This is a genomic window from Streptomyces iranensis, assembly GCF_017874715.1.
Taxonomy (GTDB): domain Bacteria; phylum Actinomycetota; class Actinomycetes; order Streptomycetales; family Streptomycetaceae; genus Streptomyces; species Streptomyces iranensis.
Genome location: NZ_JAGGLR010000031.1, coordinates 18,623 through 42,815, shown reverse-complemented (window position 1 = coordinate 42,815; position 24,193 = coordinate 18,623). Strand labels below are relative to the sequence as shown.

Here is a 24,193-nt window from a genome sequence, read left to right as displayed (position 1 = left end):
ATCCATATGGGGGTTGAGACATGTCCATGTACTCCGAACAGTCTGCCGTCACGGTGCTCGGTCTGGGGCCGATGGGCCGCGCCCTGGCCGGTGCGTTCCTGGACGCCGGGCTGCGGATCACGGTCTGGAACCGGACGCCGGGCAGGGATCGGGAGCTGATCGAGCGGGGCGCGGTTGGCGCGTCCTCGGCGGAAGAGGCCGTCGCCGCAAGCGCGTTGACCGTGGTGTGTGTGGTGAACTACGACGCGTCGGACGCGATCCTGCGGCGCGACGCGGTCACCGATGCGCTCAAGGGACGCACTGTGGTGAACCTGAGCGCGGACACTCCGGACCGGGCCCGGGACACCGCGGACTGGGCAGCCGGGCACGGCATCCGATACCTCGACGGTGCGATCATGACGCCGACCACCACCATGGGAACGCCTGCCTCGGTGTTCATCCACAGCGGCCCGGCGGAGCTCTACCAGGAACACCGGCCCGTGCTGGAGGCGCTGGCCGGTACCCACACCCACCTCGGCGAGGAGATCGGCCGGGCGGCGGCGTACGACATCGCACTGCTCGACATCTTCTGGACGGCGATGGCGGGCTATGCGCACGCCCTGGCGGTGGCGCGGGCGGAGGGGATCAGCGCCCGGGAGTTGGCGCCCTTCGCCAAGGGCATCGGCGCGATCCTTCCCCCGCTGTTCGAGGAGACCGCGGAGGAGATGGACCGCGGCACCTTCTCCGGTGAGGGCAACCCGATGACCTCGGGCGTATCGTCCATGGCCCATATCGTCCACACCTCCGAGGGGCACGGCATCGACGCGGGGGTGATGCGCGCGGCCGAGGGCATGACCCGCCGCGCCATCGGGCTGGGCCATGGCATGGACGGGTTCATCCGCGTGGCCGAGGTACTGGGTCGCCGCTGACCGCTTCGCGCCTTCGCCGGGCGCTTGTACCAGCCGTGCGGTGACGGCGAGCCCGGCCTGGTCCAGGAGTCCGGCGAGCCGATCCGGCGGCGGTCATCGCACGCTCGGTCACTCCTGTCGCAAACGGGTCGGCCGAAAGGGACGGCCGAAAGGGACGGCCGACCCGGCGATCGGTGGTGACGGCGACGAACTCGTCGGTGAGGACGAACTGATCAATCGTCAACACACTTGGGCGCCGGGGCCGGTGCGGCCGCCCTCACTCGTGCCCCGCACGCCGTGGCGTGCGGGGCACCGCCGCTGAACGGCCCGCGGCATGGCCCCCGGCGGCATGAGCTACGCGGTCACCTTGGCGAGGAACGCGGCCACGTTCGCGACGGTCCGCTCGATCTTCTGCTCCAGGGTGAGCGACTCCTGCGGGCGTGAGCCGGCGCCCGCGTCCTTCTTGCCCCGCACATACAGCGAGCAGGCGAGGTCGCTGCATATATAGGCGCCCACCGAGTTGCCCTGCTGCCTGGCCTTCCCCGCCTTCGGCGCCACCATCAGGGACACGCCACCCGTGTGGGCCGTCAGGCACATCGAGCACATACTGCGCCGCGCCTGCCAGGAGGCGGGCCCCGGGCAGCGCAGCGCCAGGGCGGTCGGGCGGCCGTCCAGCACGGTGACCAGGTAGGCGCGTCCGGGGCCTGCGGATCTCGCCAGCCGAGGTAGTCCAGGTCGTCCCAGGGCCGGTCGGCCAGGTCGCGCGGGATGGACAGGCGCTTGGCCTCGCCCTTGGTGCAGTTCACGAACGCGGCACGGATCTCTTGCTCAGTCATCGGCTTCATAAGCCGCACGCTAATTTGCCTAAAACCTTTAGGCAAACGCATAATCGGTTCTGGCCGAGGAGAGGCAGGGCATGGCACGGGTAGGACTGACCGCGGAGCGCCTGACCCAGGCGGGGGCGGAGCTGGCCGATGAGGTCGGCTTCGACCAGGTGACCGTCTCGGCGCTGGCCAGGCGGTTCGACGTCAAGGTCGCGAGTCTCTACTCGCACCTGAAGAACTCCCAGGACCTCAGGACCAGGATCGCCCTGCTCGCCCTGGAGGAGCTCGCCGACCGGGCAGCCGACGCCCTGGCGGGACGAGCCGGAAAGGACGCCCTCACCGCCTTCGCCAACGTCTACCGCGACTATGCCCGCGAACACCCCGGCCGCTACACCGCGGCCCGGCTCAGGCTCGACCCGGAGACGGCGGCCGCCAGCGCCGGTGTCAGGCACTCGCAGATGACCCGGGCGATTCTGCGCGGCTACGACCTCACCGAACCGGACCAGACGCATGCGGTCCGGCTGCTGGGCAGCGTCTTCCACGGCTACGTCAGCCTCGAGATGGCGGGCGGGTTCAGCCACAGCGCCCCGGACAGCCAGGAGAGCTGGTCGCGGGCCCTGGACGCCCTCGACGCCCTGCTGCGGAACTGGCCCGCGCCCTGACGAGACGCGTATCGCTCATCGCGTGTCCGCGCGATCCATGCATACATCCCTGATCAACAGGCTGGAACGATGCACACCACCGAGCACCACTGGATCACCACGCCCATCACCGCCGACATCCTGCGGGGCGCCCTCGACCTGGAGCGCACCGCGCACGGGCTGCTTCCGCACCGGCTGCCCGCCTGGGCCCGCGCCCAGTGCGCCGACGGGCAGCTCGCCATGGCGGAGGCCCAGCCGTCCGGCGTACGGCTGGTCTTCCGCACCCGGGCCACCGCCGTCGAACTGGACACGCTGCCCACCAAGCGGGTCTACGCGGGCGCCCCGCCCCGCCCGGACGGTGTGTACGACCTGCTGATCGACGGCCGTCCGACCGCCCAGTCCACGGTGGCCGGCGGCAACACCCTGGCCATCGACCTGGCCACCGGGACCGCCGAGAGCCACCCCGGCCCGGTCGGCACCCTCCGCTTCGCCGATCTCCCCGACGGCGTCAAGGACATCGAGATCTGGCTGCCGCACAACGAGACCACCGAGCTCGTCGCCCTGCGCACCGACGCCCCCGTCGAGCCCGTACCGGACCGGGGCCGCAGGGTGTGGCTGCACCACGGCAGTTCGATCAGCCACGGCTCCGACGCCGCGAGCCCCACCGCCATCTGGCCCGCGCTCGCCGCCTCCCTCGGCGGTGTGGAACTGATCAATCTGGGCCTGGGCGGCAGCGCCCTGCTCGACCCGTTCACCGCACGGACGATGCGGGACACTCCCGCCGACCTGATCAGCGTCAAGATCGGCATCAATCTGGTCAACGCCGACCTGATGCGGCTGCGCGCCTTCGGCCCGGCGGTGCACGGCTTCCTCGACACGATCCGCGAGGGGCATCCCACCACGCCCCTGCTGGTCGTCTCCTCCATCCTGTGCCCCATCCACGAGGACACCCCCGGCCCCGCGTCCTTCGACTTCAGCGCGCTCAGCGCCGGAAAGCTGCGGTTCCTGGCGACCGGCGACCCCGCCGAGCGCGCGGCCGGGAAGCTGACGCTGGGCGTCATCCGGGATGAGCTGTCCCGGATCGTCGAGCAGCGGGCGGCCGACGACCCCCACCTCCACTACCTCGACGGCCGCGACCTCTACGGCGAGGCCGACGCCGCCGAGCTGCCGCTGCCCGACGATATCCACCCGGACGCGGCCACCCACCGCCGTATCGGGGAACGCTTCGCCACGCTGGCCTTCGCCGCCGATGGTCCGTTCGCGGACCACGGCGCCTGACGCCGGGCTCCGTCCGGTACAACGGGAAGGAAGGAGCAGGAGCATCGGCGCCGGTGCGAGGGAGGGCCGCGATGACGCCCGATGTGTGGGTGCGGGTCAACAGCGCGACGTTCGGCGGCCGCATGGTGCGTGCCGACATCATCGAGCAGGTCAGATGGGACAGGAAGACCCCCCAGCACCTGATCCTGACCCTCCACAGCGGTGAAGAGGTCCGCCAGGACGTACGGGTCGGCGCGCCGGTCGACGACATGGACGACACCGAGGGCCCCGAGCTCGCCGAGCAGCTGGTGAGCGCGATCGCGCGGGCCTCGGACCGGCCCGGTGGCCAGATGCTGGAGCTGAGGCCCGATGAGCGCGCCGAAGGCGTGGGGTGGCTCCGGACGCCGCTGGTGGACAAGCCGTGGGCGGGGTGAGCCGGGGTCTCCCCGGGCGGCCCGCCCCCTGCGCCACCGCCGAGCCAGGCCCTACCCTTGGTGGCCGTGCACATCTGCTTTGTCTGCAGCGGGAACATCTGCCGGTCGCCGTCCGCCGCGCTGGTCTTCGCCGAGCATCTGCGCCGGGCGGGACTGGACGGCGCGGTACGGGTCAGCAGTGCCGGTATCGGCCCCTGGCACGCCGGTGAGCCCATCGACGAACGGGCCGGCGAGCTGCTGGCACGGCACGGCTACCCGGTCGGGCATGTCGCGGCCCAGTACGGTGCCGAGCACCGGGACGCCGAGCTGTTCCTGGCGATGGACCGCGGCCACGAGAAGGCGCTGCGCCGACTGGTCGACGATCCGTCCCGGGTCAGGATGTTGCGGTCCTTCGACCCGGATGCCACCGGTGACCTGGACGTGCCCGACCCGTACTACGGCGGCCCGGAGGGGTTCGACGAGGTGCTGGCCATGATCGAAGCCTCGGTGCCCGGCCTGCTGGCCCGGGTGCGCGAGCGCCTCGGTTCATGAGCGCCCGCGCCGAGGCGGGGACGGGCGAGGACCCCGGTGCCGCGGCGGCCCGCCTCACCGGCCGTCCGGCGACCCGGCGGCGGCCACTGTCCGCCATGCTCACCGAGGTCACCCTCGACGGCGGGCAGACGGTGATGGTCAAACGGGGGGACGGTCCCGGCGCGGTGGAGGCCGAGGCGGCGGGGCTGCGCTGGCTGGCCGACGCCGGTACGGTCCGCGTCCCCGCGGTGCACGGCCACGACCGCCACTGGCTGGTCACCGACCAGGTGCCGGCCGGCCGGCCGAGCGTCCGGGCGGCGGCCCGGTTCGGCCGCGACCTGGCCGCCCTGCACGCCGTCGGCGCGCCCGCGTTCGGCGCCCCGCCGCGCGACGGCCCCACGGACGCGTACATCGGCATGGCCCCGATGCGCAACGTCACGGGCACCGACTGGCCGCGCTGGTACGCCGAACACCGGGTGCTGCCCTATCTGCGGCGCGCCGTCGACGACGGCACGGTGCGCCACGGCGAGGCCGAGGCGATCGAACGCGCATGTGAGCGGCTGCCCGAGCTGACCGGACCCGCCGAGCCGCCCGCCCGGCTGCACGGCGACCTGTGGAACGGCAACGTCCTGTGGGGCGCCGATGGCCAGGCATGGCTGATCGACCCGGCCGCGCACGGTGGCCACCGGGAGACCGATCTGGCGATGCTCCACCTGTTCGGCTGCCCGCATCTCGATCAGGTGCTGGACGGCTACCAGGAGGTGGCGCCGCTCGCCGAGGGCTGGGCCGACCGCGTCGGACTGCACCAGCTCTTCCCGCTGCTGGTGCACACCGTGCTGTTCGGCCGCGGCTACGCCGGGCAGGCGGTCACGGTGGCCCGGACTGCCCTGGCTCGGTGACCTGCCGCAGTTCCTCGTACAGCCCTTCCAGGGCGGTGTGGTCGTCGTCCGTGCCGGTGGGCGGGGCGGCGAACCATCGCGCGTACTCGGCGATCTCGGAGAGGCGCCAGTCGAGCGCGAACAGCTCGACCATCGCCGGGTCGGGGCGCAGCCGGTCGCCCGCACCGGCCGCGAGCAGATCGGCGTAGTCCCGCTCGCGTGGCGCGAGGGCCAGCGACTCCCAGTCGACGAGCTTCAGCCCGCACGCGCCCACGACCTGGTTGTCGTTGTGCGGCTCGCCGTGGGTTGTCACCCACTGGTCCCGGCGGGAGTGGGCGAGGTCCGCGAGTTCGAGGTAGCGGTCCGTCCAGCGGATGATCGCGGCATCGTGTGCGGCGATCGCGGCCCTCGCCTCCTCAGCCAGCGGCCCGGACGTCCAGGGCCGCGCGGTCCGGGTCCGTAGCTCATCCGCGAACCCGCGGCCGACCTGCGGAGTCCAGTGCCGCAGACCGGGTGGCGGTGTGGCGCGGTGCAGCGCGGCCAGCGCGGCTTCGACCTCCCGGACGTGCGGCGGCCGGCTCGCCTCCTCCTCGGTGGGGCTGCGTCCCTCCAGCCACGGCGTCACGCTGAGCGCGCCCGCCTCGACGCCGATGGTGAACCGGTCTGAGGACCGGGCGGGCAACGGCGCGCACACCACGTCCACACCGGCCGCGGCGAGTGCCGCCGCCCCCGCGTAGGCGGCCTCCAGCGTCGCCTCGGTGTGCCGCGGCGCCAGCTGGTCCAGCGTCACGAACAGGGTCGTGCCGCCACCGGCCACCCGCCAGTGGTGTGCGCCGAAACCCCAGGGCAGATACGCGACCTCGGCGGCTTCCGGCAGCCAATGCGCGGCAATGGCACGCGCGATCGCTTCGTCGCTGATGAAGGATGGACGGGAGAGCACAGGGCCCGATCCTAGGGAGCGGGCGGGCCACCGTCACCGGGATATCCGGCGGCCCGTGCCGCCACCCTCGCGCACGGAAACCGATGCGTCTGGTGGCCCGTCTTGGGGGGCGGGATCACACGGATGGGAAGCCATGGTGGAGCAGGTGGACAGCGGTACGACGGCGCCGGTGCGGGCGGGGGTGGCCCGGCGGGCGGGGCGCCGGGTGGTGCGGTGGGCCCGGTGGGGTGACGCGACGGGGGACGCGCGGGGCGGGTCGCCCTGGACGCGGGGGCGGGTGCTCGCCGCACTGGCGGTGCTGACGGCCGGGCTGCTGGCGTTCCACCGGGTGGTGCCCAACTCCGTGGGCCACGTGGGCAGTTTGCTGGAGGAGTTTCTGCCGTGGCTCGGCGTGGTGGTCGTGGTGCTGCTCGGCCTGGCGCTGCTGCGCCGTTCGGCCCTCGCGCTGGTCGCGCTGCTGCTGCCGGTGGCGGCGTGGACGTACCTCTTCGGCGAACTGTTCCTGCCCGGGGCCGAGCCCGGCCCGCGTGACCTGGTGGTGGTGCAGCACAACGTCAGCGATGAGAACGCGGATCCGGAGGGTACGGCCCGCACCCTGGCCGGCGCCGAGCCCGATCTCATCGCGCTGGAGGAGCTGGTGCCCACGGCGCTGCCCGTCTACGAGCAGACCCTCGCCCCGGACTACCCGTACCACGCCGTCCGGGGCACCGTCGGCCTCTGGTCGAAGCATCCGCTCGCCGATGCCCGGCCGTTGGACATCAAACCCCGGGGGATCGCGGAGGGGTGGAATCGCGGACTGCGGACCACCGTCCGGACCCCGCACGGCGAGATCGCGGCGTATGTCGCACACCTGCCGTCGGTGCGCGTCCGGGCGAGTGGCCTCGCGTCCTCCTGGCGTGATGAGAGCGCCGGTCTGCTGGGCGAGGCCATCGCCGCCGAGAAGCGCGATCGGGTGATCCTGCTGGGCGATCTCAACGGCACGGTCGACGACCGTGGGCTGACCCCGCTGACCTCGCGGATGAACGTGGCGGAGCGGGGCTTCGCCTTCAGCTTCCCGGCGGGCTTCCCACTGGCCCGGATCGACCAGGTCATGGCCCGCTCGGCAACCGTCGGCGACATCCGCGCCCTGCCCGCCACCGGAAGCGACCATCTGCCGGTCGCCGCCCGGGTCGCCTGGGGGTGACCGGAGCCCGGTCCGGCCACGCGCCCGCCACCACATCGCGGGGCCTCCTCGGGAGCGGTCCCGGGACCCGCGGGTTAGAAATGCGGCGCACGCATTCCCGACCCAGGAGGTTCCACTGATGAGTACCGGTATGCGCTGGAGGACCGCGACGGCCGCGGTGACCACGACTCTGGCGGCCACGCTGGGACTCGGCCTGATGTCGCCGGTCGCGCAGGCCGCCGCCCACGGGCCCTGCTACGACGGGCGGTGCAAGGTCACCGTGTCGAGGCCCACGAGCATCAAGGTCGACAGCCACCGGTTCGGGTTCGGGAAGCTGCGGATCACCCACATCAGCTCCCGTTCCGTGAAGATGGCGGCCACCACTACCGGCGGCGCGCGCCTGAGCGGCAGCACCAGTCCGGGCGGCACCGTCAGGCTCAACAACCTGAGCATCGGGGTGCGGTCGGTCAGCGGCCACAAGGCCAAGCTGGTCCTGTCGTCCTGATCCCCTGACTCGTCGTCAACTCCGCACGGAATGGCACCCCGGCACATGCGTCTGCGCCGGGGTGCCATCCGTAGTACGGTTCCGTCGTCACGCGCCGCGAACCGGATTCCCGCGGAGCGCGTGGAGATCACCCAGCCCTCGATGAGCACCTCGCTCGCCAAGCCCCGCCGCCACTTCATTGGCCCCACGGGACGCCTACGCCATCCACGACGGCGCCCTCAACGACGTCGGTCACGCGATGCTCGGCGGGTTCCTGGGCGACAACGGCCCCGGCACAGGCGTCCGGTACCACGGGCTGGCCGCGGGCACCTCCGTCGACATCGGCTGAGTCCGCGCCGCCTTACAGCAGCGCCGTCTCACAGCAGCGCCGTCTCACAGCAGCGCCGTCTCACAGCAGCGCGTCGCACCGCCGCCTCGTCCTGCGGCCCTGGGAGCCGGGCGAGGACGAGGCACCGTTGTTCCAGCGGGCCACCGCGCACGGGCAGGACGCACACCCCCTCGGGGGCGGCCGGGGCGAGCGAGGCCCAGTGCGCCGGGTTCGCTGTCCCATCTCGCCCCGGTGCCGCACAGCCGGTTCGACGGCCTGGCGACGCTGGACGAGGTGGCCCGCGCGGTGGCCGACTGGCGTGACGCGGTGCGGGACGGCAGCGCCTTCAGCGGTCCCTGGCCCGCCTTCGTCAACACCCCCTCGAAGATCGGCCAAGTGGCCGCCGTACGCACCCTGGCGAAGCGGCGCCGCGAGGACGACCTGGCGCGCGACGTACTCATCGCCTCGGTGTGCCCGGGGATGATGAACACCCCCACCTCCCGGGCGTGGTGGGACGTCAGCGACGCGCCGACGCCCGACGAGGCCGCCGGGCCGCTGCTGGAGCTGGTGCTCGATCCGGTGAACCCGGAGCAGTACGGCGAGCTGGTGCGCGAGGGGCGGATCGTGCCCTGGCACCCGGCCGGTGCCCGGCCCCCGGCGCCGCCCGCCGGTATCCGACCCCCGGCCACGCCACGTCCCATCCGACTCCACCCCCTCATCCCACCCCATGTGACGGACGTCACGGTATGCGGGAGCCCTGTCTTCAGGTCATCATATGACCCGATCGCCGCTGACGGCCGGGGCCGCTCGCGCCCCGGACACCACAGCACAAGAAGCGGCGGCGCTCCCCCATACACACAGCAAGGACGAGGAGGGGCATGAGCGACCAGGACAGGCCGGCGCGGCCGCGCGTGGGCGTGGTGGGGCTCGGGGCCATGGGACTCGGCATGGCGCGCAGCCTGCGGACGGCGGGCTACGACGTCGGGGTCCACGATCTGCGGCCGGAGGTGGCCGAGGGCTTCGCCCGCGACGGCGGGACGGCGTACGCCTCCCCCGGCGACCTGGCGGCCGCGGTGGACGTCGTGGTCGGTGTCGTGGTCAACGCGGCGCAGGTGGAGTCGGTGCTGTTCGGTGCCGACGGGGCCGCCGACCGGCTCCGCCCGGGGGCCGTCTTCGTGATGTGCTCCACGGTCGACCCGGGCTGGTCGGCGGAGCTCGGGGGACGTCTGGCCGAGCGGGGTGCGCTCTACCTGGACGCCCCCATCTCCGGTGGCGCCGCGCGTGCGGCGGCCGGTGAGCTGACCATGATGACATCGGGCCCCGCCGCGGCGTACGCGGTCGCCGACCCGGTGCTCGATGCCATGAGCAGCACGGTCTACCGACTGGGCGAGCAGGCAGGCCTCGGCTCGAAGGTCAAGATCGTGAACCAGCTGCTCGCCGGTGTGCACATCGCCGCGGCGGCCGAGGCCATGGCGCTGGGTCTGAAGGCCGGTGTTCCGGCCGAGGCGCTCTACGAGGTCATCACGCACAGCGCGGGCAACTCGTGGATGTTCGAGAACCGGATGGCGCATGTGCTCGCCGGTGATTACGCGCCGCTCTCCGCGGTCGACATCTTCGTCAAGGACCTGGGGCTCGTCCTCGATGCCGCACGGCCGGAGAGGTTCCCGCTCCCCCTGGCCGCCACCGCTCACCAGATGTTCCTCCAGGCGTCGGCCTCCGGCCTGGGCGCCGAGGACGACAGCGCGGTCATCAAGATCTTCCCCGGGATCGAGCTGCCTCAGCCGGCGGGGGCCTGACATGGGCATCCGACTCGGCTGCGTCGCCGACGACTTCACCGGCGCCACCGACCTCGCCAACAACCTGGTGCGGGCGGGCATGCGCGTGGTCCAGCTGATCGACGTACCGCCGCCCGGCGCCGAGCGGCCGGTGGACGCGGACGCCGTGGTCATCGCGCTCAAGTCACGGACCGTTCCGGCCGCCGACGCCGTCGGCGCGTCGCTGCGGGCCCTCACCTGGCTGCGGTCCGCGGGCGCCGAGCAGATCTACTTCAAGTACTGCTCCACCTTCGACTCGACGCCCGCCGGCAATATCGGGCCGGTCACCGAGGCCCTGATGGACGCGCTCGGCACCGACTTCACCATCGCCACGCCCGCGTTCCCCGACAACGGGCGCACGGTCTTCAAGGGCCATCTCTTCGTCGGTGATGTGCTGCTCAGCGCGAGCGGTATGCGCGATCACCCGCTCACCCCGATGACCGACCCCAATCTGGTCTCGGTCCTCGGCGCGCAGACCACACGAGCGGTCGGCCTGATCGACCACACGGTGGTCGGCCGCGATGCCACGGCGGTCCGGGCCCGCATCGACGAACTGCGCGAGCAGGGTGCCGGAATCGCCATCGCCGACGCCGTCTCCAACGACGACCTGGTGCGCCTCGGCGCGGCGGTCCGGGGGATGCCCCTGGTGACCGCCGGGTCCGGCCTGGCCATCGGGCTGCCCGCGAACTGGGGGTTCACACCGTCCCACGCCGCCGCACAGCTGCCACCGCCGGGCGGCCACCGGGCCGTCATCTCCGGGTCGGTCTCCGCCGCCACCAACCAGCAGGTCCAGGAGTTCCTGCGCACCGGCCGTCCCGCGTTCAGCGTGGATCCGCTGCGGGTCGCGGCCGGTGAGGACGTGTCCGGCGAGGCGCTCGCCTTCGCCGAGGCGCGGCTGGCCGCCGGGCCCGTCCTCTTCTACTCCACCGAGACACCCGAGGCGGTCCGCACCGTCCAGACCCGGCTCGGCGCCGCCGAGGCAGGCGAGCTGGTGGAGCGGACCCTGGCCCGCGTGGCCGAGGGCCTGGTGCGGCGCGGTGTGCGTCAACTGGTCGTCGCGGGCGGCGAGACCTCGGGAGCGGTCGTCCGGGCGCTCGGCATCACCGGACTGCGCATCGGACCTCAGATCGACCCCGGTGTGCCCTGGTGCGCGGCGGCGCTGCCCGGCGGGGACACGCTCCACATCACGCTGAAGTCCGGCAACTTCGGTGGCCCCGGGTTCTTCACCGACTCCTTCGCCCTGCTCGACCGGGAGGTCTCATGACCGAGCTCCTCGACACCGCCGTGGACGAGGCACGCGACGAGATCGTCAGGGTGGGCACCAGCCTGTTCAACCGGGGCTATGTGCACGCCAGCGCCGGGAACATCAGCGCCCGGATCGGCGACGGCCATCTGATCACGCCCACCGACGCCGCCCTGGGCTTCCTCGAGCGCGACCGCCTCGCGCTGGTCGACGCCCAGGGTGAGCAGCGCGCGGGCGACCGCGCGAGCAAGACCCTGACGCTCCATCGGCGTATCTACGCGGCCGACCCCACGGCCCGGTTCATCGTCCACACCCACTCCACCCACCTGGTCGCGCTCACCCTGGCCGGGGTGTGGAGCCAGGACGACGTACTCCCGCCCCTCACGCCGTACTTCGTGATGAAGGTGGGACACGTTCCGCTCATCCCCTACCACCGGCCCGGCGACCCGCGCGTGGCCGACCTGGTGACCGCCCGGATCGCCGACCACCTGGCGAGCCACACGCCGATCAGGGCCGTTCTGCTCGACCGGCTCGGCCCCGTGGTCTGGGGCCCGAACGCGGCCGCCGCCCTCGCCGTCCTCGAAGAACTCGAGGAGACGGCACGTCTCTGGCTCCTGACCGACCGTCGACCGGGGCCTCTCACCACCGACGCGATCGACGAACTGAGGACCACGTTCGGCGCCGCTTGGTGACCTGTCGCTCCCCCGTCCCCGTTCCTCCCCCGTCCCCGTTCCTCTCCCATTCCCGTTCCTCTCCCGTCCCCTCCCTGTCCCCGTCGCAGAATCCCTGAGCCGCAAAAGGATTCCGTCATGCCCATACCCGCAGTGGCGGCCGAGACGCCCGCGCTTGCCCGCGAGAACACCGTCTACCGCAAGGTCGTACGCCGCATCGTCCCCTTCCTCGTCCTGTGCTACGTGGCCTCCTACCTGGACCGGGTCAACGTCGGCTTCGCGAAGCTCCAGATGTCCGATGACCTCGGGTTCAGCGAGGCGGCGTACGGCCTGGGTGCGGGCCTGTTCTTCATCGGGTACTTCATCCTGGAGGTGCCCTCGAACCTGATGCTGCAACGCGTCGGGGCCCGCGCCTGGATCGCCCGCATCATGATCAGCTGGGGCCTGGTCTCGGCGGCGTTCATGTTCGTCACCAACGAGGCGACCTTCTATGTACTGAGGTTTCTGCTCGGTGCCGCCGAGGCGGGGTTCTACCCCGGGGTGATCCTCTACTGCACCTACTGGTTCCCCTCGCACCGCCGGGCCCGGGTGATCGCGATGTTCATGTCGGCCATCCCGGTGGCGGGCATCTTCGGCAACCCGCTCTCCGGCTGGATCATGGACAGTTTCCAGGGTGTGAACGGGTGGCAGGGCTGGCAGTGGATGTTCCTGCTGGAGGCGGTCCCCGCACTCCTCGTCGGTGTCGTCACGCTCTTCTACCTGGACGACGGCGTGCAGGACGCGAAGTGGCTGACCGATGAGGAGAAGGCCGTCGTCGAACGGGCGGTCGCCGACGACAGCGCGCACCGGACGGTGCACGGCCGGGTCCGGGACGCCTTCAGTGAGCCCAGGGTGTGGCTGATGTGCCTCATCTACTTCTGCTTCGTGATGGGCCAGTACGCCCTGACCTTCTGGATGCCCACGTTCGTCGAGTCCACCGGCATCGAGGGCAACGTGGCGATCGGCGTGCTCAGCGCCGTGCCGTTCGTGGCCGCGCTCGTCGCGATGAACCTGTTCGGCCGCTCGGCGGACAAGCGCCGCGAGCGACGCTGGCACCTGGTCATCCCGAGCCTCATGGGCGCCGTCGGGTTCTCGCTGTCCGCCGTGTGGAACGGGTCGACCGCGCTGTCCCTGATCGCGCTGTCCGTCGCCGCCGCCGGGGTGCTGACCTGCGCTCCGCTGTTCTGGTCGCTCCCCACCGCGTTCCTGGGCGGCACCGCGGCCGCGGCGGGCCTCGCCATCATCAACTCGGTGGGCAACCTCGCCGGTTTCGTCAGCCCCTACATGATCGGCGCGCTCAAGGACACCACCGGCTCGGCGTCGATCCCGATGTACGTCCTGGCCTTCACCCTGGTCGTGGGCGCCGCCGCGGTGCTCACCACCAAGAAGCAGGTCGTCAACCGCTGACCGGGACGTCCCGGCCCGAACGCAGGAGCCAGCATGCCGAGGTTCGCCGCGAACCTGTCCATGATGTACACCGAACACGACTTCCTCGACCGCTTCGCCGCGGCGTCGGCGGACGGCTTCGAGGCCGTCGAGTACCTCTTCCCCTACGCGTACGACGCCACCGAGCTGCGCCGCAAGCTCGACGACCACGGCCTGAGGCAGGTGCTCTTCAACGCGCCCCCCGGCGCCTGGGAGTCCGGGGAGCGCGGGATCGCGGCGCTGCCCGGACGCGAGGCGGAGGTGCGCTCCGGGATCGGCCGGGCCCTGGAGTACGCGGCGGAGCTCGGCTGCCCGCGAGTGCATGTGATGGCCGGGCTGGTGGGACCGGGCGATCCGGCCAAGCACCGCGACACCTATCTGGCCAACCTCGCCTGGGCCGCGGAGCGGGCCGCCGCGGCGGGCGTCGACATCCTGATCGAGCCGATCAACGGCCGTGACATGCCCGGCTACTTCCTGCACCGGCAGTCCGAAGCGCACACCGTGGTAGGGGAGGTGGGGGCCCCGAACCTCAAGGTGCAGCTCGACCTCTACCACTGCCAGATCGTCGAGGGCGACCTCACCACGACCCTGCGCCGTGACCTGCCGACCGGCCGGGTCGGCCATCTGCAGATCGCGGGCGTGCCCGATCGTCATGAGCCCGACCGGGGCGAGCTGAACATCCGCCATCTGTTCGGCGTCATCGACGACCTGGGCTTCGACGGGTGGATCGGCTGTGAGTACATCCCCCGCGCCGGTACGAGCGAGGGGCTCGGCTGGCGCCACGACTACCGAGGAGACAACGCATGAGGATCGTCATCACGGGTGGCTTCGGCTTCCTGGGCCGGCGGGTCGCCGCCGCACTGCTCGCGTCACGGACGTTCCGCGGTGCGCCGATCGACCGGCTGGTGCTCGCCGACCGCGTGGTGCCCCCCGGTTCGGCGACGGACGACCCCCTCGTGGACATCGTCCGGGGCGATCTGGCCGACCGTCTTGACGAGGTGTTCGCGGAGCCGGTGGATGTGCTGATCCATCTCGCCTCCGCGGTCTCGGCCGAGTGCGAGGCCGACTTCGACCTTGGTATGAGCGCCAATGTGGACACCACACGCGCGGTGCTGGAGGCCGCGCGGGCCCAGTCGGCCGCGGGCGGTCCGGTGCCGCGGGTGGTGTTCTCCAGCAGCGTCGCCGTCTACGGTTCCGATCCCGCGCTGCCGCTGCCGCCGGTCGTCAGCGAGTCCGCCCTGCCCACACCCCGGTCGAGCTACGGGATCCAGAAGCTCGTCTGCGAGCAGTTGATCGCGGACTACACCCGCCGCGGTTTCCTGGACGGGCGCGTCGCCCGTCTGATGACCGTGTCGGTACGGCCGGGCAAGCCGAACGCGGCCGCCTCCGGCTTTCTGTCCGGCATCATCCGCGAGCCGCTCGCGGGCCTCCCGGCCACCTGCCCGGTCCACCCCGGGCTGAAGGTGGCCCTGGCCTCGCCACGGCGCACCGTCGAGGGGATCCTCCGCGTCGCGGAGGCCGAGCGCGGCGCCGGGCCGGGCCGGATCGACGGCGGGGTGCCGGTCAACCTTCCGGCGCTCACGGTCTCGGTCGCCGACATGCTGAGCACGTTGCGGCAGGTGGCCGGTGACGCCGTCGCCGACCTGGTGACGATCGCGCCCGACCCCGACGTCGAGGCCATCGTCGGCTCCTGGCCCGCCGTGTTCGACAACGCACGCGCCGCCGCGCTCGGGCTGGCCCCCGACCCGGATTTCGCCTCGGTGGTGCGCGCCTACGCCGAAGACCACGCCGACGCGGTCGTGGACGGTGCGCGCTCATAGGAGTGTCCGACGGATCTCGAGTGGTGCGCCGGACACACCGTAGCGGCCGGGGCGACCAAGACGGTGCCGATAAACTGAAGACCATGTTCTCCAAGGTGAGCGGTCCCGTGCGGCTCGCGGATCGGGTCGCGGCGATACTCTCGGAAGAGATCGAGTCCGGACGGCTGGCCGAGGGCGACAAGCTCCCGACCGAAGTGGAGCTGGTCAAGCAGCTGGGCGTCAGCCGGACCGTCGTACGCGAGGCCGTGTCCCGGCTGCGCAACGCGGGCCTGGTCGAACCCCGTCAGGGGCTCGGCGTGTTCGTGATGCCGCGCCGCACCCGGCCACTGGATCTGGAGGCGGAGACCGCCGAGGACACCAAGTCCAAGGTGCGGCAGATCGTGGAGGTGCGCCGCCCCATCGAGGGCGAGGCGGCGTACCTCGCGGCCACCCGGGCCGCCCCGGCCGATCTCGCCCGGATGCGTCGGGCCCTGGAGGCCATCGACACGGCGGTGGCGGCCGGTGGCGACGGCGTGGACGAGGATCTCGCCTTCCACCGCTCCGTCGCCGAATCGACCGGGAACCCGGTGATGCTCTCCACGCTGCGCTACCTCGGCGAGGTGCTGCGCGGCGGAATCCGCGTCACCCGTGCGAACGAGGCGCGCCGCGGCGACTTCCTCGAGGCGGTCCGGCACGAGCACCACGCCATCCTGGCCGCCATCGAGGCCCGCGACGCCGAGGCCGCCCGCGACGCGGCGCTGCTCCATCTGAGGCACGCGGCGTCCCGGCTGCAGGACGCGGACGACGGGTTCTGGACCGAGACCGAGAACCTCGAGGTGGATCTCGACGCCGCGCCCTGAGGCACGATGTGCGGCGCGCGGCGCTCAGCGGCTCCGGGGTGGCGTGGTGGGCTCGGCGGAACCGCCCGCCGCCGCGTCGGCGTAGCGGCGGGCCAGGTGTGCGAAGGCTTCTCTCAGCTCGGGCGGCCCGATGACCTCGATGTCGGCGTCGAACCTGCCGATGGTGGCGGCCAGTCCGGGCCATGACCACGCGCCCAGGACGAGTCGGCAGCGGTCCGGGCCGAGTTCCTCGACGACTCCGTCCCGGGTGTAGGTGGACACGACGGAGGCGGACAGGGCGAGGATGACCTCGCCTCGGCACGGCCAGCCGCCCGAGCCGTCGGAGCCCTGGAACCTGCTCGCGACGAAGGCTGCCACATCCCCTCCGGGCACATCGCGCGGGGTGAAGCGGGGGCCCGTTGGGGTGCGCGGGGTGATCCGGTCGACGCGGAAGGTGCGCCAGTCGTCGCGGTCGAGGTCCCAGGCGAGGAGATACCAGCGCCCGCCCCGGGTGACGAGGTGGTGTGGCTCCGCCCGGCGCGGCGGAGTGGCGGCGGGGTCGGCGGCGGAGGCACCCGGTGCGGACACGGGAGCGTAGTCGAAGCGCAGTACCTCGCGGGCGCGGACGGCCGCGCCGAGGGTCATGAGCACCTGCGGGCCGACCTGCGGGTTCGGCCGGGTACCCGCTCCGTCGGCGGCGGTGACCTGGAGGGCGTCGACGCGATGGCGCAGCCGTGCGGGCATCACCTGCCGGACGGTGCTCAGCGCACGGGCCGCCGCTTCCTCGATCCCCGCCCCGGTGGCGGTGGCGGTCTGGAGCGCCACGGTGAGGGCCACGGCCTGGTCGTCGTCGAACAGCAGCGGCGGCAGTTCCGTACCGGCGCCGAGCCGATAGCCCCCGTCGGGGCCCTTGGCGGCCACGATGGGGTAGCCGAGCTCGCGCAGACGGTCGACATCGCGGCGCACGGTGCGCGGGCTGACGTCCAGCCGCTCGGCCAGCAGCTGCCCCGGCCAGTCCCGGCGCGCCTGGAGCAGCGAGAGCAGTGAGAGCAGTCGCGCTGAGGTCTTCGGCATGACTCCCATTCTGCTCCGGGTAGCGGCCACAACCTGTCCGCTTCCGCTGCGACTGTTGTCTCCGTCAGAACAACCAGTACGACCAGAAGGACCCGATCACCGTGACCGCCACCACCATGCCCTCCTCCGAACTCCACAGCGAGCGGGCCGATCTGCTCGCCGAGCTCGCCACCGCGCGATCCGCCCTCACCAACACGGTGCGCGGGCTCGGCGACGAGCAGGCCGGCGAGCGTCCGACGGCCAGCGCGCTGTGCCTGGGCGGGCTGATCAAGCACGTCGCGGCCATCGAGGAAGGATGGCTGCGCTTCGTACTCGAAGGCCCTTCGGCGCTGCGTTTCGACCTGCCCGACGGTGTCACCTGGGCCGACCTCGCGGCCGGTACCGCACGTGAGATCCCGCAGTGGGCGATCGACAACCAGAACAACTTCCAGATGCTGCCCGGTGAGACGCTGGCCGGGATCCTCGAGCGCTATGAGGAGGTCGCCGCCCGGAGCGAGGAGATCATCACCGCCGTCCCCGACCTGTCGGCGACGCATCCGCTGCCGGAGGCGCCCTGGAACGAGCCGGGGGCGGAGCACAGCGTGCGCCGGGTGCTGATGCACGTCATCGCCGAGACCGCCCAGCACGCCGGGCACGCGGACATCATCCGCGAGTCGCTCGACGGGCAGAAGTCCGGCTGACCGCCGACCGGATCTCCTCTGAGCCGCGCCGGTGACGGCCGTCACCGGCGCGGCTCCGGACCCCAAGAGCCAAGGAACCGAAGGGAACGGCGCGACTGTGAAGACGCGTGAGCTGGGGCGGACCGGTATCCGGGTCAGCCCCTACTGCCTGGGCACGATGATGTTCGGCCAGGCGGGCAACCCCGATCACGACGACTGTGTCCGGATCATCCACCGGGCGCTGGACTCGGGGATCAACTTCATCGACACCGCCGATGTGTACGGACCCCACGGGGAGTCCGAGGACATCGTGGGCAAGGCGCTGAAGGGGCGGCGTGACGACATCGTGCTGGCCACCAAGGTCAACGGCACGATGGGTGAGGGCCCCAACCGTGGCGGCAGCTCCCGGCGCTGGATCATCGCCGAGGTCGAGCGGTCGCTGCGGCGTCTGGGGACCGACCACATCGACCTCTATCAGGTACACCATCCCGACCCGCACACCGATATCGAGGAGACGCTCTCCGCCCTGACCGATCTGGTGCGCAGCGGCAAGGTGCGCGCCATCGGGTCCTCCAACCTCCCGGCCTCGGAGATCGTCGAGGCGCAGTGGGTCGCCGACCGGCGCGGACTGCACCGCTTCCGCACCGAGCAGCCCCCGTACTCCATCCTCAACCGCGCCATCGAGCGGGAGGTCCTGCCGGTCTGCCAGCGCTACGGCATGGGCGTGCTGGTGTGGAGTCCGCTGGCGATGGGCCTGCTCACCGGCCGCTACCGCAAGGGCGGGCCCACGGTGCGGAACGCGCGGATGAGGTGGGTGCCCCGGCATCTGACCGACGAGCGCAAACTCGACGCCGTGGAGCGGCTCATCCCGCTGGCCGAGGAGGCCGGTCTGGCGCTGACCCATCTGGCGATGGCCTTCGCCATCACCCATCCCGGCGTCACCTCGGCCATCATCGGGCCACGCACCATGGAGCAGTTGGCGGATCTCCTGGCCGGGGCCGCGGTCACCCTCGATGACGAGGTCCTCGACCGGATCGACCGGATCGTGGCGGCCGGAACCGACATCGGCCCGCTCGATGTGTCCTACACCCCGCCGTCCGTCGAACGCCCGGCGCTACGGCGGCGATCGGCCGACGAGCGCGCCGCGGTGGCACGATGACCGTTCTCGGCAACCGGGCGCTGGGCCGTGCGGCGCTCGCCCGGCAGTTGCTGCTCGATCGCGCCGGCCTACCGGTCCGCGACGCCGTCGCGCATCTGTGTGGCCTGCAGGCGCAGGAACCGCAGGAGCCGTTCACCGGGCTCTGGTCACGGCTGCGCGCGTTCGACCCGGGCGCCCTCTCCGACCTGCTGACCGGGCGAAGCGTGGTGCGGACCCACCTCATGCGCCGCACCGTCCATCTCCTCACCGCCGATGACGTCGTGGCCTGGCGAGCCCGCCACGACGCCATGCTGCGTCAGCGGGTGCTCGGGACCTACCGCCGCGAGCTGGAGGGGATGGACCTCGACGAACTCGCCGCCGCGGGCTGGGCGGTGATGGCCGACGGCGAGCCCCGCTCGATGGCCGAGCTGGTGCGGACGCTGGCCGACCGCTGGCCCGCCCCGGCACCGCGGGCACTGGGCGAGATGCTGATCGCCGCCCTCGTCCCGGTGGCGCAGACGCCGCCGCGCGGGCTGTGGCGTTCCCGGGGAGGGGTGCGTAACGTCCTGCTCTCCTCCTGGCTGGGCCAACCCGTGGACCCGCCCGCCCCCGACGGCTCCGACCCGGTCGGGCAGGCGCTGGTACGGCGCTATCTGGCCGCCTTCGGCCCCGCGGCCTCGGCCGATCTGCGCGCCTGGTGCGGCCTCGCCGGGCTCCCGGCCGCGGTGGCGGCGATACGGGAGGAACTGGTCACCTTCCGCGATGAACGCGGCCGGGAGCTGTTCGACCTCCCCGACGCGCCACGGCCCGACCCCGACACCCCCGCGCCGGTGCGGTTCCTGCCCGCGTTCGACAACGCGATCCTCGGTTACCACGACCGCGGCCGGATCATCGACGACGCCCACCGCGGCCTGTCGGTCGCCGGGGAGCGCGTGGTGTTGGTGGACGGCCGTGTCGCCGCGACCTGGAGGGTCGACGCCGCCACCGTGGTCGTCACCCCGCTGGGCCGTCTCTCCTCGGCCGACCGTACCGCCGTCGGAGAGGAGGGCCGGGAACTGGCGTCGTTCCTCTCCGACGGCGAAAGCCACCGCGTACGCGTCGCCACGTCGTCAGGCTGAGCGATGCGAACCGGCCGCCTGAGTCATGGCGCGGGGTCCTGCTGGCGCAGCGGTGCGGTCTGGTCGCCGGGCGCGGGCCCGGCAGCCGGTACGGAACGGCCGCGGGGGCGGGCGAAGTGGCGCATCATCGGCACCTCGACACCGCGCCACAGCATCAGCGACACCGCCACACAGAACGCCGACACCACCACGGACAACAGCGCGGCGGTCACCGTGTCGAACGTCCGCCGGTCCAGCAGCACCCGGATCTCGTACAGCAGCGGGAAGTGGACCATGTACAGCGCGAACGACGCCTCGCCCAGCACCACCAGGCCGCGGCGCCCAAGCCGGCTCTCCCGCCCTTCGATATCGCGGGTGGCGATGGCCGGGATGAGGGCGGCCATCGGCAGACAGGTCGCGGCTCCCCACAGGTACTCCTCCGGCAGCTCCGTCCGCGCCGCGAACACTCCCGCCAGGGCGAGCAGCGGCCACCGCGGACGCAGCGTCGGCCAGCGGTCGAGCTGGACCGCCCGCGCGAGCACCAGTCCGAGGACGAACTCCAGCAGCCGCACCGGTGGGAAGAAGTAGATCAGCCACCAGCGCTCCGTCGAGAGCGGCGACCAACTCCCGGGAGCCGCCTCGTCGGTGACGGCCATCGCCACCAGCGGCATCGTCACCACCAGCGCCGCCACCAGGGCGATCACCGGCCGGAGCAGCCGTTCCGGCAGCGCGCGCACCGGCCGGATCAGCAGGGGGAAGAGGAGGTAGAAGAACGCCTCGCAGGAGATGGACCAGGTCACCGGATTGACGCTGCTGAAATCGGCCATGTCCGGCACCCAGGCGTGCACCAGCAGCAGATTCCGGACCGCCTCCCCCAGCCCCGGGTCCGGCACCGGAAGCAGCGCGGCGGTGCCCGTCGCCATGAGCAGGCCCAGCATCAGCGACCAGGTCACCACATGGTTGGGGAAGATCTTCACCAGCCGGCGGCGCCAGAACCGGACGGCGGTGTCGCCCGGAGAGGCGTTCCACGCCAGTACGAAACCGCTCAGCAGGAAGAACGAGGAGACCGCCGCCGCGCTCGCCATGGACGAGGCGTCGGCGGCCTCATAGACCCCCTGGTCCTCGAAGAATCTGCCCAGCGTCAGCACATGGCCCGCCAGCACCACACCGGCCAGCAGAAAGCGAAGCCCCGTCAACGACGGCAGCCGATCGCCACGCGGCAACACACCGGCCAAGGGAGACCCCTTCCCATACGAAGCAGGCACAGCACCCACGAGCCTGCCCGTCGCACCGCCCCGGCCCCAATACCGCCCCTACGGGAACATCCGGGCGAACACCACCACCCGCGGAGGGGCGCGTCAGCGCGCGCCGGGGAGCACGGGCGAGAGCCGGTAGGCGTTCTGGTGGGTGATCACATGACCGGCGGTGGGCGGCGGGAAGTGGGTGCCCAGCAGAAGGGTGCCGGTGTCGGCGAGGGCTCCGAAGAGCTTGTGGCGGGTGGCCTCGGACTGCTCGGGGGCGATGTCGACACACGAGCCGATGGCGGGGTGGGCGAGCTGAACGGGGTGGTGAACGCAGTCGCCCGTGATCAGCGCCCGCTCGTCGCGGCTGTCGAGCTGGAGGGCGATATGGCCGGGGGTGTGGCCGGGCGTGGGGATCAGCCGCAGTCCGTGGATGACCTCGGTGCCCTCGTCCGGGACGTCGACCAGGTCGAGCCGTCCCGCGTCCTCGACCGGGATCACGGAGTCGAGGAACATCTGGGTGCGCGGCTCGTCCATGTCGTAGGTCGCCCAGAACTCCCGCTCGGTGCGGGAGGTGAGGTAGCGCGCGTGGGGAAAGGTGGGCACCCACGCGCCGTCCACCTCGTGGGTGTTCCAGCCGACGTGGTCGGTGTGCAGATGGGTGAGGATCACCAGGTCGATGGATTCCCGGGCGAACCCGGCGGCGGCCAGGCGCTCCAGGTAGTCCGTCCGCAGACCGTGCCAGGCCGGGTTGGCCCGCGTCTTGCCGTTGCCGATGCCGGTGTCGACCAGGACCCGCGCCCCGCCCACCTCGAAGGCGAAGCTGTGGCTGGCGATGCGCAGGGTGCCGTCCTGGTCGGCGAAGTCGGGGCGCAGCCAGTCCTGTCGCGAGACCACGTCCGCGGTGGCGTCGGGCAGCAGCCACGGGCCGGTCCGCGGCGGCAGGAGCACCTCGTCGATGCGGTGGACGGCGATGTCGCCCACGGTCCAGAAGGGGATGTCGATGGCCTGGGGTGGCATGGCCTGGGGTGTGTGCATGGCCTGGGATGCGTGCATGACCCGCTCTCTCTAAACGCAATCTGTTTGCCTTAAGGCACCGTAGGCCTTACAGTCGACTAACGCAAACAGTTAGCTTTTGTCTCGATGAGACCTCGTTGAGGGAGACACCTTGTCCGCCGCAGAACTCACCCCTCCGGAGGCGGCCCGCTGGGCCGCACGCGCCGGGCTCCCGCTGCCGGCCGAGCGCCACGCCGCCGCGGCGGCCACCGCCAACCACATCCACGCCGTCGTCGCCGTCCTGCGCGAGCTGGACTTCGGCGACACCCCGCCCGCCCCCGCCTACCGCGCGGGAGAGGAGCGGCACGATGCGGCCGTATGAGCTGTCCCTCACCGAGGCCGCCGACGCGATCCGGACCGGGCGGCTGTCCCCCGTCGAGCTGGTGGACTCCGTCCTGGACCGCGTCGAGCGGTTGGAACCCCGGCTGAACGCCTACGCCACGGTGACGGCGGAGCGGGCGCGCCGGGCGGCGCGCGCGGCCGCGGACGACGCCGCGGCCGACCGCCTCCGCGGCCCGCTGCACGGCATCCCGATGGGCCTGAAGGACCTGATCGACGTCGCGGGTGTGGCCACCACCGCGAGCTCCCGGGTCCGCGCCGACCACCGCGCGCAGGCGGACAGCACGGTCGCCGCCCGCCTGGGCGCGTCCGGCGCCGTCCTGGTCGGCAAGACCCACACCCATGAGTTCGCCTACGGGCTGACCACCCCGCAGACCCGCAACGCCTGGGACACCGGCCGGGTCGCGGGAGGCTCCAGCGGCGGATCCGCCGTGGCCGTCGCCGCGGGCACCGCGACCTTCGCCCTGGGCACCGACACCGGCGGATCCATCCGCGTCCCCGCCGCGCTCAACGGGGTCGTCGGCCTCAAGCCCACGTACGGCCTCGTCCCCCGCCACGGCGTCACCTCCCTGTCGTGGTCGCTGGACCACGTCGGCCCCCTCACCCGCACCGTCGAGGACCAGGCCCTGGTCCTGGCGGTCCTCGCCGGGCACGACCCCCGCGACCCCGCCTCCCTGGCCGTCCCCCCGCGGGACTACCGGCCGGGCCCGGCCGGGGACCTGACGGGACTGCGCGTCGGCGTGCCGCGCAACTACTACTTCGAGCGCGTCGACGCGGAGGTGGAGGCCGCGGTCCGGCGGGCCGTCGACCGGCTCGAGGCCCTCGGCGCCCGCCTCGTCGAGGTCGAGATCCCGATGACCCGCTACATCCAGGCCACTCAGTGGGGCCTGATGGTGCCGGAGGCCACCGCCTACCACGAGCGCACCCTGCGCGCGGCACCCGAGCTGTACCAGGCGGATGTGCGCATCCTGCTGGAGGCGGGCGAGCTGATGCCCGCCGGGGACCATCTGCGCGCCCAGCGGTCCCGGACCCTGATGCGGCGGGAGTGGGCGCGCATGCTGGAGGACGTCGATGTGATCGCCGCCCCGGCGGTCCCGGCGACCGCGGTGCCGTCCGGCCAGGAGACGATCACCTGGCCGGACGGCACCGTCGAAGCCGTCTCCGACGCCTATGTGCGCCTCTCGGCCCCCGCCAACCTCACCGGAGTGCCGTCGCTGTCCCTCCCGGTCGGCCACGACACGGCCGGCCTGCCGATCGGCATGCAACTGCTCGGGCGGCCGCTCGGGGAAGGCGTGCTCCTGCGGGTCGGTCACGCCTACGAGCGGACGCGGCCCGCCCGCGAGCCGGCGGACGCGGCCTGACGCGTCCGCTGAGCAACCCCGGGACACATCGTTCCCTAGAAGCTAGAAATTTG

The 24,193-nt window shown here is 72.3% G+C and carries 26 protein-coding genes and 1 pseudogene; 22 read left to right on the top strand and 5 right to left on the bottom strand.

Annotated elements, in window-relative coordinates; all coding sequences use genetic code 11:
- Positions 1 to 20 precede the first annotated feature (20 nt).
- Positions 21 to 908 (top strand): NAD(P)-dependent oxidoreductase, encoded by an 888-nt coding sequence (locus J2Z30_RS42260; protein WP_044580232.1) that lies wholly within the window; start codon positions 21 to 23, stop codon positions 906 to 908.
- Positions 909 to 1,241: 333 nt separating this feature from the next.
- Here the strand turns inward: J2Z30_RS42260 and J2Z30_RS42255 are convergent.
- A pseudogene (locus J2Z30_RS42255) lies at positions 1,242 to 1,732 on the bottom strand (FBP domain-containing protein).
- Between the two features lie 71 nt (positions 1,733 to 1,803).
- Between J2Z30_RS42255 and J2Z30_RS42250 the strand changes: the two are divergent.
- The 5 genes from J2Z30_RS42250 (at position 1,804) to J2Z30_RS42230 (ending at position 5,452) form a co-directional block, all read left to right on the top strand.
- The gene (locus J2Z30_RS42250; protein ID WP_044580231.1) at positions 1,804 to 2,373 is read left to right on the top strand and encodes a TetR/AcrR family transcriptional regulator; all 570 of its coding nucleotides are present in this window, start codon (positions 1,804 to 1,806) and stop codon (positions 2,371 to 2,373) included.
- Between the two features lie 69 nt (positions 2,374 to 2,442).
- Positions 2,443 to 3,630: a GDSL-type esterase/lipase family protein gene (locus J2Z30_RS42245; RefSeq protein WP_044580230.1), complete on the top strand. Its 1,188-nt coding sequence runs from the start codon at positions 2,443 to 2,445 to the stop codon at positions 3,628 to 3,630.
- A gap of 71 nt (positions 3,631 to 3,701) precedes the next feature.
- Positions 3,702 to 4,043 (top strand): hypothetical protein, encoded by a 342-nt coding sequence (locus J2Z30_RS42240; protein ID WP_044580229.1) that lies wholly within the window; start codon positions 3,702 to 3,704, stop codon positions 4,041 to 4,043.
- A 66-nt stretch (positions 4,044 to 4,109) separates the two neighbouring features.
- The gene (locus J2Z30_RS42235) at positions 4,110 to 4,574 is read left to right on the top strand and encodes a low molecular weight protein-tyrosine-phosphatase (protein ID WP_044582491.1); all 465 of its coding nucleotides are present in this window, start codon (positions 4,110 to 4,112) and stop codon (positions 4,572 to 4,574) included.
- Positions 4,571 to 5,452 (top strand): fructosamine kinase family protein, encoded by an 882-nt coding sequence (locus J2Z30_RS42230; RefSeq protein WP_044580228.1) that lies wholly within the window; start codon positions 4,571 to 4,573, stop codon positions 5,450 to 5,452. The genes J2Z30_RS42235 and J2Z30_RS42230 overlap by 4 nt, the downstream gene beginning before the upstream one ends.
- Here J2Z30_RS42230 and J2Z30_RS42225 read toward each other — a convergent pair.
- Positions 5,421 to 6,371 carry an aminoglycoside phosphotransferase gene (locus J2Z30_RS42225; protein ID WP_044580227.1) on the bottom strand — a complete coding sequence of 317 codons (951 nt, stop codon included), beginning with the start codon at positions 6,369 to 6,371 and terminating at the stop codon, positions 5,421 to 5,423. The genes J2Z30_RS42230 and J2Z30_RS42225 overlap by 32 nt on opposite strands.
- Before the next feature lie 133 nt (positions 6,372 to 6,504).
- Between J2Z30_RS42225 and J2Z30_RS42220 the strand changes: the two genes are divergently transcribed.
- The 11 genes from J2Z30_RS42220 to J2Z30_RS42170 all read left to right on the top strand — a co-directional run bounded on the left by J2Z30_RS42220 (position 6,505) and on the right by J2Z30_RS42170 (position 16,196).
- A complete protein-coding gene (locus J2Z30_RS42220; protein WP_209469062.1) occupies positions 6,505 to 7,554 on the top strand; it encodes an endonuclease/exonuclease/phosphatase family protein in 1,050 nt (349 codons plus the stop codon).
- Positions 7,555 to 7,672: 118 nt separating this feature from the next.
- A complete protein-coding gene (locus J2Z30_RS42215; protein WP_044580226.1) occupies positions 7,673 to 8,038 on the top strand; it encodes a hypothetical protein in 366 nt (121 codons plus the stop codon).
- A gap of 178 nt (positions 8,039 to 8,216) precedes the next feature.
- Positions 8,217 to 8,366, top strand: a complete 150-nt coding sequence (locus tag J2Z30_RS42210; RefSeq protein WP_245389061.1) for a hypothetical protein — start codon at positions 8,217 to 8,219, stop codon at positions 8,364 to 8,366.
- 231 nt (positions 8,367 to 8,597) lie between these two features.
- A complete protein-coding gene (locus tag J2Z30_RS42205) occupies positions 8,598 to 9,227 on the top strand; it encodes a Rossmann-fold NAD(P)-binding domain-containing protein (protein ID WP_052701865.1) in 630 nt (209 codons plus the stop codon).
- Entirely contained in the window at positions 9,224 to 10,141 is a 918-nt protein-coding gene (gene ltnD / locus J2Z30_RS42200; protein WP_044580225.1) for an L-threonate dehydrogenase, read from the top strand. Before J2Z30_RS42205 ends, ltnD begins: the two co-directional genes overlap by 4 nt.
- 1 nt (position 10,142) lies before the next feature.
- Entirely contained in the window at positions 10,143 to 11,423 is a 1,281-nt protein-coding gene (gene otnK, locus J2Z30_RS42195) for a 3-oxo-tetronate kinase (RefSeq protein ID WP_044580224.1), read from the top strand.
- Positions 11,420 to 12,094 (top strand): class II aldolase/adducin family protein, encoded by a 675-nt coding sequence (locus J2Z30_RS42190; protein ID WP_044580223.1) that lies wholly within the window; start codon positions 11,420 to 11,422, stop codon positions 12,092 to 12,094. Before otnK ends, J2Z30_RS42190 begins: the two co-directional genes overlap by 4 nt.
- Positions 12,095 to 12,211: 117 nt before the next feature.
- Positions 12,212 to 13,519 carry an MFS transporter gene (locus J2Z30_RS42185; protein ID WP_044580222.1) on the top strand — a complete coding sequence of 436 codons (1,308 nt, stop codon included), beginning with the start codon at positions 12,212 to 12,214 and terminating at the stop codon, positions 13,517 to 13,519.
- Positions 13,520 to 13,552: 33 nt separating this feature from the next.
- A complete protein-coding gene (otnI, locus tag J2Z30_RS42180) occupies positions 13,553 to 14,344 on the top strand; it encodes a 2-oxo-tetronate isomerase (protein WP_044580221.1) in 792 nt (263 codons plus the stop codon).
- The gene (gene denD, locus J2Z30_RS42175; RefSeq protein ID WP_044580220.1) at positions 14,341 to 15,357 is read left to right on the top strand and encodes a D-erythronate dehydrogenase; all 1,017 of its coding nucleotides are present in this window, start codon (positions 14,341 to 14,343) and stop codon (positions 15,355 to 15,357) included. The genes otnI and denD overlap by 4 nt, the downstream gene beginning before the upstream one ends.
- Positions 15,358 to 15,440: 83 nt before the next feature.
- Positions 15,441 to 16,196: a FadR/GntR family transcriptional regulator gene (locus J2Z30_RS42170; RefSeq protein ID WP_044580219.1), complete on the top strand. Its 756-nt coding sequence runs from the start codon at positions 15,441 to 15,443 to the stop codon at positions 16,194 to 16,196.
- 24 nt (positions 16,197 to 16,220) lie between these two features.
- Here the strand turns inward: J2Z30_RS42170 and J2Z30_RS42165 are convergent, their stop codons facing one another.
- Positions 16,221 to 17,249, bottom strand: coding sequence for a helix-turn-helix transcriptional regulator (locus J2Z30_RS42165; protein ID WP_209469061.1), 1,029 nt, complete (start codon positions 17,247 to 17,249; stop codon positions 16,221 to 16,223).
- A 116-nt stretch (positions 17,250 to 17,365) separates the two neighbouring features.
- On the opposite strand from J2Z30_RS42165, the gene J2Z30_RS42160 reads away from it, so the two are divergent.
- The 3 genes from J2Z30_RS42160 to J2Z30_RS42150 all read left to right on the top strand — a co-directional run bounded on the left by J2Z30_RS42160 (position 17,366) and on the right by J2Z30_RS42150 (position 20,164).
- A complete protein-coding gene (locus J2Z30_RS42160) occupies positions 17,366 to 17,929 on the top strand; it encodes a DinB family protein (RefSeq protein WP_044582488.1) in 564 nt (187 codons plus the stop codon).
- Positions 17,930 to 18,026: 97 nt separating this feature from the next.
- Positions 18,027 to 19,067, top strand: coding sequence for an aldo/keto reductase (locus J2Z30_RS42155; protein ID WP_044582487.1), 1,041 nt, complete (start codon positions 18,027 to 18,029; stop codon positions 19,065 to 19,067).
- Entirely contained in the window at positions 19,064 to 20,164 is a 1,101-nt protein-coding gene (locus J2Z30_RS42150) for a winged helix DNA-binding domain-containing protein (RefSeq protein ID WP_044580217.1), read from the top strand. The genes J2Z30_RS42155 and J2Z30_RS42150 overlap by 4 nt, the downstream gene beginning before the upstream one ends.
- Positions 20,165 to 20,187: 23 nt before the next feature.
- On the opposite strand, the gene J2Z30_RS42145 is transcribed toward J2Z30_RS42150, so the two are convergent.
- Together J2Z30_RS42145 and J2Z30_RS42140 are read right to left on the bottom strand one after the other, a co-directional pair.
- Positions 20,188 to 21,369 (bottom strand): acyltransferase family protein, encoded by a 1,182-nt coding sequence (locus tag J2Z30_RS42145; protein WP_308280249.1) that lies wholly within the window; start codon positions 21,367 to 21,369, stop codon positions 20,188 to 20,190.
- 132 nt (positions 21,370 to 21,501) lie between these two features.
- Positions 21,502 to 22,422 carry an MBL fold metallo-hydrolase gene (locus J2Z30_RS42140; protein ID WP_044582486.1) on the bottom strand — a complete coding sequence of 307 codons (921 nt, stop codon included), beginning with the start codon at positions 22,420 to 22,422 and terminating at the stop codon, positions 21,502 to 21,504.
- A 130-nt stretch (positions 22,423 to 22,552) separates the two neighbouring features.
- On the opposite strand from J2Z30_RS42140, the gene J2Z30_RS42135 reads away from it, so the two are divergent.
- Both J2Z30_RS42135 and J2Z30_RS42130 read left to right on the top strand, forming a co-directional pair.
- Entirely contained in the window at positions 22,553 to 22,762 is a 210-nt protein-coding gene (locus J2Z30_RS42135) for a hypothetical protein (RefSeq protein WP_044580215.1), read from the top strand.
- Positions 22,749 to 24,140, top strand: a complete 1,392-nt coding sequence (locus tag J2Z30_RS42130; RefSeq protein ID WP_044580214.1) for an Asp-tRNA(Asn)/Glu-tRNA(Gln) amidotransferase GatCAB subunit A — start codon at positions 22,749 to 22,751, stop codon at positions 24,138 to 24,140. Before J2Z30_RS42135 ends, J2Z30_RS42130 begins: the two co-directional genes overlap by 14 nt.
- Positions 24,141 to 24,193: the final 53 nt, after the last annotated feature.

Bases quoted from the DNA above. Each gene is read 5' to 3' on its own strand.
- J2Z30_RS42260 (WP_044580232.1), top strand. From the start codon at position 21: ATGTCCATGTACTCCGAACAGTCTGCCGTCACGGTGCTCGGTCTGGGG.
- J2Z30_RS42250 (WP_044580231.1), top strand. From the start codon at position 1,804: ATGGCACGGGTAGGACTGACCGCGGAGCGCCTGACCCAGGCGGGGGCG.
- J2Z30_RS42245 (WP_044580230.1), top strand. From the start codon at position 2,443: ATGCACACCACCGAGCACCACTGGATCACCACGCCCATCACCGCCGAC.
- J2Z30_RS42240 (WP_044580229.1), top strand. From the start codon at position 3,702: ATGACGCCCGATGTGTGGGTGCGGGTCAACAGCGCGACGTTCGGCGGC.
- J2Z30_RS42230 (WP_044580228.1), top strand. From the start codon at position 4,571: ATGAGCGCCCGCGCCGAGGCGGGGACGGGCGAGGACCCCGGTGCCGCG.
- J2Z30_RS42220 (WP_209469062.1), top strand. From the start codon at position 6,505: ATGGTGGAGCAGGTGGACAGCGGTACGACGGCGCCGGTGCGGGCGGGG.
- J2Z30_RS42215 (WP_044580226.1), top strand. From the start codon at position 7,673: ATGAGTACCGGTATGCGCTGGAGGACCGCGACGGCCGCGGTGACCACG.
- ltnD (WP_044580225.1), top strand. From the start codon at position 9,224: ATGAGCGACCAGGACAGGCCGGCGCGGCCGCGCGTGGGCGTGGTGGGG.
- otnK (WP_044580224.1), top strand. From the start codon at position 10,143: ATGGGCATCCGACTCGGCTGCGTCGCCGACGACTTCACCGGCGCCACC.
- J2Z30_RS42190 (WP_044580223.1), top strand. From the start codon at position 11,420: ATGACCGAGCTCCTCGACACCGCCGTGGACGAGGCACGCGACGAGATC.
- J2Z30_RS42185 (WP_044580222.1), top strand. From the start codon at position 12,212: ATGCCCATACCCGCAGTGGCGGCCGAGACGCCCGCGCTTGCCCGCGAG.
- otnI (WP_044580221.1), top strand. From the start codon at position 13,553: ATGCCGAGGTTCGCCGCGAACCTGTCCATGATGTACACCGAACACGAC.
- denD (WP_044580220.1), top strand. From the start codon at position 14,341: ATGAGGATCGTCATCACGGGTGGCTTCGGCTTCCTGGGCCGGCGGGTC.
- J2Z30_RS42170 (WP_044580219.1), top strand. From the start codon at position 15,441: ATGTTCTCCAAGGTGAGCGGTCCCGTGCGGCTCGCGGATCGGGTCGCG.
- J2Z30_RS42165 (WP_209469061.1), bottom strand. From the start codon at position 17,249: ATGCCGAAGACCTCAGCGCGACTGCTCTCACTGCTCTCGCTGCTCCAG.
- J2Z30_RS42160 (WP_044582488.1), top strand. From the start codon at position 17,366: ATGCCCTCCTCCGAACTCCACAGCGAGCGGGCCGATCTGCTCGCCGAG.
- J2Z30_RS42150 (WP_044580217.1), top strand. From the start codon at position 19,064: ATGACCGTTCTCGGCAACCGGGCGCTGGGCCGTGCGGCGCTCGCCCGG.
- J2Z30_RS42140 (WP_044582486.1), bottom strand. From the start codon at position 22,422: ATGCACACACCCCAGGCCATGCCACCCCAGGCCATCGACATCCCCTTC.
- J2Z30_RS42130 (WP_044580214.1), top strand. From the start codon at position 22,749: ATGCGGCCGTATGAGCTGTCCCTCACCGAGGCCGCCGACGCGATCCGG.